General features: G+C 40.9%; 11 protein-coding genes, 1 pseudogene and 1 riboswitch. Of the genes and pseudogenes, 11 read left to right on the forward strand and 1 reads right to left on the reverse strand.

Translation table 11 applies throughout. From position 1 onward, the window contains the following. The first annotated feature begins 103 nt into the window (after positions 1 to 103). The 6 genes from AC058W_RS16585 (at position 104) to AC058W_RS16610 (ending at position 5,491) form a co-directional block, all read left to right on the forward strand. Positions 104 to 382, forward strand: coding sequence for an AEC family transporter (locus tag AC058W_RS16585; protein ID WP_118136743.1), 279 nt, complete (start codon positions 104 to 106; stop codon positions 380 to 382). Positions 383 to 613: 231 nt separating this feature from the next. Continuing rightward, complete coding sequence (locus AC058W_RS16590) at positions 614 to 1,678, forward strand: FUSC family protein (protein WP_479390355.1); 1,065 nt, start codon at positions 614 to 616, stop codon at positions 1,676 to 1,678. 215 nt (positions 1,679 to 1,893) lie between these two features. Next, complete coding sequence (locus tag AC058W_RS16595) at positions 1,894 to 2,061, forward strand: hypothetical protein (protein ID WP_178761153.1); 168 nt, start codon at positions 1,894 to 1,896, stop codon at positions 2,059 to 2,061. Positions 2,062 to 2,083: 22 nt separating this feature from the next. After that, a riboswitch (FMN riboswitch) is annotated at positions 2,084 to 2,222 on the forward strand. 186 nt (positions 2,223 to 2,408) lie between these two features. Then, on the forward strand, positions 2,409 to 3,044 hold the full coding sequence (locus AC058W_RS16600; protein WP_118420076.1) for an ECF transporter S component: 636 nt from the start codon (positions 2,409 to 2,411) through the stop codon (positions 3,042 to 3,044). A gap of 328 nt (positions 3,045 to 3,372) precedes the next feature. Further along, complete coding sequence (locus tag AC058W_RS16605; RefSeq protein WP_479390356.1) at positions 3,373 to 4,362, forward strand: AEC family transporter; 990 nt, start codon at positions 3,373 to 3,375, stop codon at positions 4,360 to 4,362. A gap of 346 nt (positions 4,363 to 4,708) precedes the next feature. Then, on the forward strand, positions 4,709 to 5,491 hold the full coding sequence (locus AC058W_RS16610) for a ZIP family metal transporter (protein WP_119244901.1): 783 nt from the start codon (positions 4,709 to 4,711) through the stop codon (positions 5,489 to 5,491). A gap of 321 nt (positions 5,492 to 5,812) precedes the next feature. Here the strand turns inward: AC058W_RS16610 and AC058W_RS16615 are convergent, their stop codons facing one another. Beyond that, positions 5,813 to 6,127 (reverse strand): hypothetical protein, encoded by a 315-nt coding sequence (locus tag AC058W_RS16615; RefSeq protein WP_243100944.1) that lies wholly within the window; start codon positions 6,125 to 6,127, stop codon positions 5,813 to 5,815. Positions 6,128 to 6,324: 197 nt separating this feature from the next. Here AC058W_RS16615 and AC058W_RS16620 point away from each other — a divergent pair. The 5 genes and pseudogenes from AC058W_RS16620 to AC058W_RS16640 form a co-directional block, all read left to right on the forward strand. Next, positions 6,325 to 6,474: pseudogene (locus AC058W_RS16620) on the forward strand (MATE family efflux transporter); the annotation flags it as partial. Positions 6,475 to 6,647: 173 nt separating this feature from the next. Beyond that, positions 6,648 to 8,219, forward strand: coding sequence for an AAA family ATPase (locus tag AC058W_RS16625; protein WP_118591015.1), 1,572 nt, complete (start codon positions 6,648 to 6,650; stop codon positions 8,217 to 8,219). Positions 8,220 to 8,283: 64 nt separating this feature from the next. Beyond that, positions 8,284 to 10,005 carry a S8 family peptidase gene (locus AC058W_RS16630; protein ID WP_340284314.1) on the forward strand — a complete coding sequence of 574 codons (1,722 nt, stop codon included), beginning with the start codon at positions 8,284 to 8,286 and terminating at the stop codon, positions 10,003 to 10,005. 195 nt (positions 10,006 to 10,200) lie between these two features. Then, entirely contained in the window at positions 10,201 to 10,458 is a 258-nt protein-coding gene (locus AC058W_RS16635; protein ID WP_479390357.1) for a TnpV protein, read from the forward strand. Beyond that, on the forward strand, positions 10,430 to 10,549 hold the full coding sequence (locus tag AC058W_RS16640) for a TnpV protein (RefSeq protein WP_479390358.1): 120 nt from the start codon (positions 10,430 to 10,432) through the stop codon (positions 10,547 to 10,549). The genes AC058W_RS16635 and AC058W_RS16640 overlap by 29 nt, the downstream gene beginning before the upstream one ends. Positions 10,550 to 10,779 lie beyond the last annotated feature (230 nt).

A 10,779-nucleotide genomic window follows, 5' to 3' on the forward strand; every position in this document is an offset into this window, starting at 1 on the left:
CAGCAGTGCTTCAGCAAGATTGGAGTCCAGGATCAGCACATCCACCAGCCCGCCCTTTAAAGCGCTTAACACAGCATTTGCCGTCTGGGAAGGATTGAGGTAATTGATCAAAGAATATATGGGTGAGATCGTTAAACTGGTAGTGATCCGACACATTTTTGCGGCAGTCTGTGCAGTATTTTTCTTCTTTGTATTACCATTTGATCTGGTAATCAGACAGACCCTTGTTTTACTGTGCTTTGCTCCTATGAGTGCAGTTGCACCTGCCTACACAGGAATGTGTGGAGGAGATGAAGGAATGGCAAGCTGTGCGAACAGCGTGACGATTCTTTGCAGCCTTGTAGTGATCACGGCATTGCTGGCGATCATGGGATTGTATTAAGTGGTAATTAATGATACATAATGTGAACGGTGTATGGAATAATACCTCTTTTGAGTGAGTAAAAAAATTTATGGAGTGCGAGAAATGACTCTTGACGTTTTTGGAAAATTGCGGTATAGTGCTCGTTACTATTTCAAAATTCATAGTAGATACGTAATCATTTGGCGTTTTGTTATTCTGTGAAAACGCTGGATTTTTACGTGATTTTACAAAAAAGGAGACGACTTGGAAATGACATTTTATCAGGAACTACAGTTGAGTTCCGTTGGTTCTAAGCAGCTTATTAAGAACACAACGGATCCAAAAGAAAAAAGACGTCACATATTAATTTATAACTTCAAAGTATATCTGGTCATGGCGTTCTGTGTTGCGGTGGTGAGCCTGTACAGTAAACTCACAGGAAGCAATAACAGTGTAGTCGGGGTTACAGTTCTGCTGGCGGTTCTCGTATTGCGACAGGCGGACTTCGGAATCAGGACAACACATGGGTTGATTTCCATTGCAGGAATCTTTGGAATTCTTATGGCGGGGCCAAGACTGGCAAATATGGCAGCACCACATCCATTTGCCGCATTTCTTGTCAATGTGGTCTGCATTCTGCTTCTGATGATTCTTGGATGCCACAATGTGATTATGTATAATCATTCTACATTTGTACTGGGCTATTTACTCCTTCTGGGATATGATGTGACCGGGCAGGAATATGCGTTACGCATCGCAGGACTTTTCATAGGAATGCTGATCTGCATGGTGATTTTTTACAAAAATCAGAAGAACAGACCATATAGAAGAACTTTCCTTGACCTGTTTCGTGAGTTTGACATCCGCTCAGCAAGAAGCAGATGGTATCTGAAACTGACACTGATTGTGTCCAGTGCTATGTTATTTATGAATCTTCTGGGACTGCCGAGAGCCATGTGGGCAGGAATCGCCTGCATGTCCGTATGCCTGCCATTTACAGAAGACTGTGCTTCCAGAGCCGGAAACAGAGGGCTGTTCAATATTGTAGGATGTTTGCTCTTTATTGTACTGTATCTGGTACTTCCGGAATCCATGTATCCGTATATCGGAATGATTGGTGGAATCGGAGTCGGATATTCCGCAGGATATGCATGGCAGACTGCATTTAACACTTTCGGAGCACTCTCTATTGCAGCAGGACTTTTCGGAATGCCTGCGGCAGTGGCACTTCGTATTGGCGCGAATGTGTTTGGCGCGGCTTATACGGTGATCTGCAATAAAGTGGTGGATAAGATTGCAGAGAGGATTCATATGAGAAAGAATATTACTGCATAAGGGGAAAACTATTTCTCTGATGATGAAAAAGCAGGACTGTTGAGTACAGTTCCTGCTTTTTTGCGGGAAAGATAAATATACACTGTCAGTGAATAAAACAAGTAGAAAATAAAGTTATAATAGAAAAGGGAGAAAAAGAAAATAATCAAACCACCAGTTGAACTGGTGGTGCATGACTTAGAATTACAAAGAGTGGAGAGAACATTACAGAAACTTTGATAGAATCAAGAGAACTTGGCGCAAATGAGAATTATACAGAATTCGATAATAAAATAGAACTGTTTGCACCCGATGAGATTCCAACGGACAATACGACTCCTTCTTACAATGTACACTCCGGTAAAAAATCTGAAAATTGTATTGAAATGAATATACTTATGTAGTATAATCAAACGCAGATAAAAGAAAATTCTTCGGGGTTGTGGTGATCAGCATTAGCTGAGATTCCCTACCGGCGGTTATAGTCCGCGACCCGCTTAGCTTAGGCGGCTGATCTGGTGAAACTCCAGAACCGACAGTATAGTCTGGATGAGAGAAGAACACGCGATATTTTTACCATACGTGCTCATTACCCTGGATGATTTATCCAGGGTTTTTTATGTGGTGAAATTTTCTATGAGATATGACAGTTTTGCCATGTAAAGAAGCTTGTGGAATTTTCTTTTAAACAGGATATGCAGCGAATAAAAATTTATATCCATAAAGAATAATTTCAAAGGAGAGAAACAGTATGAGTGAACAGGTATTAAGAAATGGAAACGCAATGGCAAGGAGTAAGACAAGGACTATCACACAGATAGCCATGCTTGGCGCTATCGCAGGAATTCTGATGAATCTGGAGTTTCCGCTTCCGTTCCTGGCACCGACATTTTATCAGTTGGATTTCTCTGAGATCCCTGTACTGGTTGGCTCTTTCGCAATGGGACCGATTGCAGGTGTTCTGATCGAGCTGGTGAAGATTCTGGTGCATCTTGTAACAAAGGGATCTATGACAGCAGGAGTCGGTGACGTGGCAAACTTCATCTTCGGATGTACATTCGCAGTTCCGGCAGGATTAATCTACCGCTACAAATCCGTCAAGAGCAGAAAACACGCAGTTGTAGGAATGGCGGTCGGAACAGTTCTGACAGCAATAGTTGCATGCTTTATTAATGCATTTGTTTTACTTCCGGCTTATGGAAAAGCTTTTGGAATGCCAATCGAAGCATTCATCGAAATGGGTGGCGCAGTACACAGCTCTGTAAACAGTCTGCTTTCATTTGCAGCACTGATCATCTTCCCATTCAACTTATTTAAATATGCACTGACATCCCTGATTGTATTTCTGATCTACAAGAGAATCCGTGTGGTTCTTAAAGGGGATTGAGAAATAAAAACAGACAACAGATAGAATATTAAATAGAAAAGATCAGCCGTATGATGAAGAATCTGCGGCTGTTTTTCATGCCTGAGCACAGAAAAACAATCCTCGAAATTGTTGGAGAGACTTAAAAAAGGCATGATAATATGGTAAGATAAAACAGACAGAATAGAAATAAAAAAGTTAGTAGAAGTTATAAAAAATGAAGGAAGAATCCTTTATGAAAAATAAATAATGCGAATGCAGAAGAAAGGAAATAGCAACAATGGGACAGATACATGATATTGAAAAATTAAAAATCAAGACAGGCAAAAACACTCCGGAGAATTGACTTATGAGTACATTAAATATTCTTCTTAATCAGATCGGAATGTTTGTCATCTACATTCTGGCAGGCATCATTCTGATCCAGACACATGTGCTGAACCGGGAAAATATGGAAGTCGTTTCCAGACTTGTGATCAAACTGGCACTGCCGGTCATGATTTTTACAAATACGGTAAATGGAGTGGATAAGCAAATGCTTTTCCACTCCCTGCCGATTCTCGGAATCGCATTCTTTATGTATATCTGTCTGTTTGGACTCAGCTTTCTTTCGGGAAAAATACTGCACCTGCAAGGTGATCACCAGCAGCTTTATTCTGCAATGAGTGCATTTGGAAATATTGGATTTATGGGAATTCCCATTGTCACAAGTATCTTTCCGGAAAGAGGAATGCTGTATATCTCGGTATTTACCATGATAGACCAGCTGATGCTGTGGACAGTCGGGGTAAGGCTAACCTCGAAGGCAGAGGATACAGTGGAAAATACTTCAAAAAATTCATCACAATGTGGAAAAAATGTTGGTGCCGTAAAGCATTCTACATTTGACTTTAAAAAGCTGATTAACCCGGTAACAGTTGCAATCGTATTGGCATTATTCTGCATTCTTACAGGCCTTACATTACCAGAGATTCTGAACACAGCATTCTCAAAAATCGGAGCAACAGCAACACCTCTGGCAATGATTTATCTTGGCGGAGTCTTTGCATGTATGGATGTAAAAAAATATATTTGCAAACTGGACTATTATGGAATCGTCGCAATCAAAATGCTGATTTTTCCGGTGCTGTTTTATCTGATACTGGGGTTACTTCCAATATCGGCAGAAATACGTATGACCATGACACTCACATCCGCTATGCCGGTAATGTCATCTGTAGTTATGATGGCAAATACATACGGCACAGACGGCGACTATGCCATGGGTGGAATCCTGGTGACGACAGTCTGTTCAATCGTGACTTTACCGTTTGTATACTGGGTGCTGCAGTTTATCTGAAACAGGAGCAAAAACAATGAATGAGCGTAAACAAAGTTTACGAAAAGAAATAGTCCGGCTGCCCGCAGTCTATTCTTTAACTGCTTATTGCTCTTCGCAACCCCCGCAGGGGACTTACTTGATTCGGTTAAATTTGGGCATATAGAATTTGAAAAAAGTTCTGTATGCTCTTTTTATTTGGAAGAAAATCTGATATACTTACATGAGTTAGACTAAACTAACTAACAAACAAACTGGATTTTTCATCCACTATTATTTAACCAAATCAGAGTTATTTGTATGATTGGTGGAGAATAGGAACAATTACTTATCTTAGGCATACAAATAGAATAGGAGGAGTAGACAGATGAATATAAATGTATTTTACGGAATCCTGATTCCTTTTATCGGAACTTCAGCAGGAGCAGCCTGCGTATTTTTTATGAAAAGGAATCTGAATGAACAAGTACAGAGAGCACTTACCGGCTTTGCGGCCGGGGTCATGGTGGCAGCTTCAGTGTGGAGTCTGCTGATTCCATCAATCGAGCAGTCTGCAGACATGGGAAAGTTTTCTTTTATCCCGGCAGCAGTGGGATTCTGGATTGGAGTGCTCTTTTTGCTCTTGCTGGATCACATGATCCCGCACCTTCACCAGAACAGTGACAAGGCAGAAGGTCCAAAGAGCAGACTTCAGAGAACTACTATGCTGGTTCTGGCTGTAACTTTACACAATATTCCGGAAGGAATGGCAGTAGGAGTGGTCTATGCCGGATATCTGACCGGAAATACGAAGATTACCGTGATGGGGGCCATGGTGCTCTCTATTGGAATCGCTATTCAGAATTTCCCGGAAGGCGCGATTATTTCCATGCCATTGCGCTCGGAAGGAATGGGAAAAGGCAGAGCGTTTGCAGGTGGTGTGTTATCCGGAATCGTAGAACCAATCGGTGCGGTACTTACGATCCTGGCGGCAGGACTTATTGTTCCGGCGTTACCATATCTGCTCAGCTTTGCAGCGGGAGCAATGTTCTACGTAGTAGTAGAAGAACTTATCCCCGAAATGTCAGCAGGGGAACATTCCAATATTGGAACGATTTTCTTCGCAGTAGGATTTTCACTGATGATGGTGCTTGATGTGGCATTGGGGTGATACAAGTAAGTCCCCTGCTTCAATTGAGAATATTCGATTGACTTTCTTAAAATGGTTGTGATAGCGTTTTTGTATCTGATTGCAAAGATAAAAAAGTCTCAGCGTAATATGCTGGAAACATTCTTCTGGTAGGTATTAATTATTCGAAAAAAGATAAAGAACATCAGTGTATGATAGAAAAAATTAAGAAGTAATACATTTGATTGGAAACAGATGCACTGGGATTTGGCGGTGTGTGGATCGGTATTGCACAGATGGAGAATCGTTTTGATGAGACGAGAATCCATTTTGTAGAAAAATAAAACAGCTGTCTGATATAAATCAGGCAGCTGTTTTACTCTTAAGAGAGAGTCTGACGGTAGCAGAGGGAGAAGATTCTGCTGAGGAATGGCGGGAATCTGTTCTGTACAGATATAAAATTCCGCCAAAGAAACCAAAAATCAGTCCGGTATATCCACCGGCACAAAGGATAACAGTCAGTTTGGTAATAGCAGACATTCCGCCAATTATAGAGATGAAAAATCCTGCCAGAAGTCCGAGTGTTGTCCATTCAATAAGTGAAACTGCCAGAAAAGCGGCAGAAGCATGTGACTTTTTTACCTGATGATTAATAGAATTCCATAATGTCTGATACATAATCATTCCTCTTTTCTTATATCTGTGATGTAATGCTTGGTCAGATTGGAAATCTCCTTTTGGGAGTATCAATATCCAGTTGACATATAGTAACAATGTAAGCTTATATATTATTTTATTTCTCATTTCTTTATCTCCTATTATAGGAATGCTTTGTAAAATACACATGCGCGCTAATGAAAAATTTGTGTAAAATTTTAATTTTCCCGGTACAGATGCTTATGGTTGCAGTGGGAATTGGAACAGGAGTAGGAACAAATGCACTTCTTGCCAGAACACTGGGACAGGGAAACAGTAAACAGGCCGCAAAGGTAGCAGGCAACAGTCTGTTTCTTGGAATTATTATGATGCTGTAAAAAGTTGTATATTTTTTATGGCAATTAATTAATATTTTCGGGGCGCAATCATTGCCGATGCCAGAACAGATGGGGATAAGTAAGACAAATATTGCCTGTCTTTGATTTATGCCTTATAATAAGAAGCAAAGGAAAATCAAAATAAATGCGGAGGTGAAATCGGAATGGGAAATTATTTAAATCCAGATATAAATAATTTCATGGAAGTAGTAAATTCCAGCATATACGTAGATAAAACAGAGCTTTTAGAATATCTGAATTCGATTGCTCAGACAACACAAAAGTATATTTGCATTAGCCGTCCACGCCGTTTTGGAAAATCTATTACAGCTAACATGATCGCTGCCTATTACAATTGCGAGGCTGATTCAAAAGAACTCTTTTCAAGATTCAAAATTGCATCATGTGAGAGTTTTAAAAAATATTTAAACAAATATGATACGATATTTCTCAATATGCAGGAATTTTTAAGCCAGAGCGATACAGTAGAAGAAATGATTGCGCTGATTAGGAAAAGTGTGATCTGGGATCTGTTGGAAAAGTATCCGGATTTTCGATATTTTGATGAGACCAATCTGATGAGAACTATGCAGGATGTTTATAATAAAACAAAGAGGCAGTTTGTCGTAGTTATTGATGAATGGGATTGCATTTTCAGAGAATATAAAACAGACCGAGAAGCACAGGAAAAGTATCTGGATTTTTTAAGAGATTTACTGAAAGATAAAGGCTATCTTGCCCTTGTATATATGACTGGGATTCTTCCGATTAAGAAATATGGAACACATTCTGCATTGAATATGTTTGATGAATTTTCGATGATCGATCCGGGACCACTTGCGGAGTATGTAGGATTTACAGAGGAAGAAGTAAGGAATCTATGTAAAACATACAACATGGATATGCAGGAAGTGAAAAGTTGGTATGACGGATATTCTTTTGAGAAAGCTTTGTCTATTTACAGTCCACGCTCTGTGGTGAGCTGCATGAGGTTTAGAAAAATAGGGAATTACTGGAACCAGACAGAGACATTTGAAGCTTTACAAGTATACATTGACATGAATTTTGAAGGCTTAAAAGATGATGTTCTAAGTATGATCGCAGGAGAAAGCGTTCCGGTAAATACAGGAAGCTTTGCAAATGATATGGCAACATTTCGTACAGAAGATGATGTTCTTACTTTATTAATTCATTTGGGGTATCTTGCTTATGATTATGACAACAAAATTGTAAAAATACCCAACAGTGAAGTACGTACAGAATATGTGAACAGTGTTGCGGCATCTGACTGGGGAGAAGTTTCAAAGGCTTTGAAGAATTCTGCAGATACACTCAATGCAATCTGGCAGAGAAGACCTGCGCAGGTAGCGGAAGGGATCAGACAGGCACATTTCGAGACATCTCATATACAGTACAATGATGAGAATGCGTTAAGTTATACGATATCGCTCGCCTTGTATGCAGCAAGAAATTTCTACACAGTTCACAGAGAAATGGCTGGTGGAAAAGGATTTGCGGATCTTGTTTTTATCCCGCGAAGAAAATTTCAGGAAAAACCTGCGCTGGTAGTTGAATTAAAGTGGAATCAGAGTGCAGAGGGAGCAATTGCGCAGATCGGGAAAAAAGAGTATTGCGCCAGTCTGGAAGAATATAAAGGAAATATTCTTCTTGTTGGTGTGAATTATGATAAGAAAACAAAGGAACATAATTGTGTGATAGAGGAATATAGTAAATAAGAACTATGCGGTTTCAGGCTGTATGATTAAATGTATAACAGGTTTGAAGCGGAAGGAAATGTTTATGGCAGATCAGAAAATAGATAATCTCTTAAATCTGGCTATGGATGCGACACCAGAGGAACGCAGGAAATCTGAGAACCTGAATATAGGATATGATATGACTTCGAGGCAGTGGGACATTATTGTAAAATACAGTGGTCCGGAGAGTGGGCTGGCTGGCAACGGGATTCAGGTAGTGCCATTGCTTGGCGGCTATGCTGTTGTAACTTTGCCGGAATCGGAAATTGATGCTTATTCAGACCGTGTACAGGTAGAATTTATAGAAAAACCAAAACGACTCTATTTTGAACTATTTCAGGCAAAAGGAGCCAGCTGTATCCGAACAGTGCAGACTGGCAGAGACGGGCTGACAGGAAAAGGAATTCTGATAGGTATCGTCGATTCCGGAGTTGATTATTTTCACCCGGATTTCAGAAATGCAGATGGGAGTAGCAGGATTTTGCGGCTGTGGGACCAGAGTATCCCGGGAAAACCACCGCAGGGATATGTGACAGGAACAGAATATACGAAAGAAGAAATAGATGAGGCGCTTGCACTTGGAGAAAACCAGGGCAGGCGCCTTGTTCCATCTGTGGATTACAGTGGACATGGAACCTCAGTGCTGGGAATCGCGGCAGGAAACGGGAGAGCTTCCGATGGAGTCAATCAGGGAGTAGCTTATGAGAGTGACCTGATAGTGGTAAAAATGGGGATTCCCAGAGAAAATTCTTTCCCAAGAACAACCGAACTGATACAGGGAATTGATTATTTGGTGCGTCAGTCATTGTTTCTGGGGCGGCCGATGGTTATCAATATCAGTTTTGGAAATAACTATGGGTCACATAAGGGAGATTCCCTTCTTGAAACATATATAGATATGGTTTCTTCTACGGGACGTCTGGTTATCTGTACAGGTACAGGAAACAATGGCAATCAGCCTCTGCATGAGGGCGGAACCCTGAAACAGGGACAGACCAGACAGATAGAATTATCTGTGAGCAGCAGGGAACCAACATTAAATGTGCAGTTATGGAAAGCTTATGAGGATGAGATGAGTATTTATATTGAAAATCCATCCGGAAACCGGATCGGCCCCTTAGATGAAAAGCTTGGTCCTCAGAGGTACAAACTGGGAAATACAGAGCTTTTAATCTATTATGGAAAACCTGGACCCTATCATCTGACACAGGAAATCTACATAGATTTCCTTCCTGTGGAAACTTATGTGGACAGTGGAGACTGGAAAATCATTCTAAGTGGAAAAAAGGTCAGGGGAGGAGATTATTACCTGTGGCTGCCAGGTGGAAATACCCTGAACAGAGGAACCGGGTTTTATGAACCAAGGGCATATGGAACTTTGACCATACCCGCTACTGCCCGGCGGATTATTGCAGTTGGGGCATATGATTCGCTGGTTGACTCCTATGCGGATTTTTCCGGAAGGGGCAGCAGGAGGCTGCCATATCTGAAGCCGGATCTGGTTGCACCTGGAGTAAACATAGTTGCTCCCGTACCCGGCGGCGGTTATAGAACAGTAACAGGGACTTCCTTTGCAGCACCCTTTGTCAGCGGAGCCGCAGCATTGTTAATGCAATGGGGGATTGTAAATGGAAACGATCCCTACCTCTATGGGGAAAAAGTAAAAGCCTATCTCCGAAGAGGTGCCAGACCATTACCGGGGTACGAGGAGTATCCCAATGAAGAGGTGGGATGGGGGGAGGACGTTATAATAAGGTTACATTGAAGAAAGTCAGTAAAATCAAGTGTTTCCGTTCATTTTTCCGACACAGAAACGAAGCACTTTCACCATGATTTTGAAGAAAATCTGCCCGGGTTGGATTCAAAATGATATGGAAAGAAAGATTTGTAGCAATGACGTAACATGAACATCTGGTTTTGTTACAGATAAAAGTTTAAACGAAAGAGAGGTCACAGTAATATGAAACTGACTTATACAAATGTAAATGAATACCTGATCCCGAATCTCACCTATAAATCCGGTGAGCAGATGGAGCAACTTGGCAAATATGGATTCTTACGTAGAGATTATCTGAAAAACCATCGAAATTCAACGTATCAGGTGATGCTTTTACAGGATACCATTGGAGAGCATCTTCTGGAAGTGGACAAGGCAGCTGAGGGAACGGGAGGAGGTAATTCTGAAACAGTTGGAAGAAAAAGAACCGCTGCCGGATAAGGAGAAAGACCAGATGGCATGGGTAAGAGCTGCCAATCAGCACAGAGCGATTGCGGAGGAGATTATTCTCAAGGAATTGATTTATGTATAAGGATTGCCAGTAACTAATCTGGCAGTAACTGATAAAAATAGAATATTGTGAGCGAAGTAAGGCGTGAGTCATAAAATATGGCTTGCGTCTTTTTCTTTGCCTGAAAGGAAGTGATAAGTTTGAACAAGAAGTTTTTGAAGCATTATATGGAAACCAATCCGGAAGGGACAGCACAGACCTATATCTTTCTGGTGGACAATCAGGATATAGCGTTGAATATTGTGATGTCA

The sequence above is a fragment of the Blautia sp. CGZ-1-C1 genome, from assembly GCF_056504575.1.

Bases quoted from the DNA above. Each gene is read 5' to 3' on its own strand.
- AC058W_RS16590 (WP_479390355.1), top strand. From the start codon at position 614: ATGACATTTTATCAGGAACTACAGTTGAGTTCCGTTGGTTCTAAGCAG.
- AC058W_RS16600 (WP_118420076.1), top strand. From the start codon at position 2,409: ATGAGTGAACAGGTATTAAGAAATGGAAACGCAATGGCAAGGAGTAAG.
- AC058W_RS16605 (WP_479390356.1), top strand. From the start codon at position 3,373: ATGAGTACATTAAATATTCTTCTTAATCAGATCGGAATGTTTGTCATC.
- AC058W_RS16610 (WP_119244901.1), top strand. From the start codon at position 4,709: ATGAATATAAATGTATTTTACGGAATCCTGATTCCTTTTATCGGAACT.
- AC058W_RS16615 (WP_243100944.1), bottom strand. From the start codon at position 6,127: ATGTATCAGACATTATGGAATTCTATTAATCATCAGGTAAAAAAGTCA.
- AC058W_RS16625 (WP_118591015.1), top strand. From the start codon at position 6,648: ATGGGAAATTATTTAAATCCAGATATAAATAATTTCATGGAAGTAGTA.
- AC058W_RS16630 (WP_340284314.1), top strand. From the start codon at position 8,284: ATGGCAGATCAGAAAATAGATAATCTCTTAAATCTGGCTATGGATGCG.
- AC058W_RS16635 (WP_479390357.1), top strand. From the start codon at position 10,201: ATGAAACTGACTTATACAAATGTAAATGAATACCTGATCCCGAATCTC.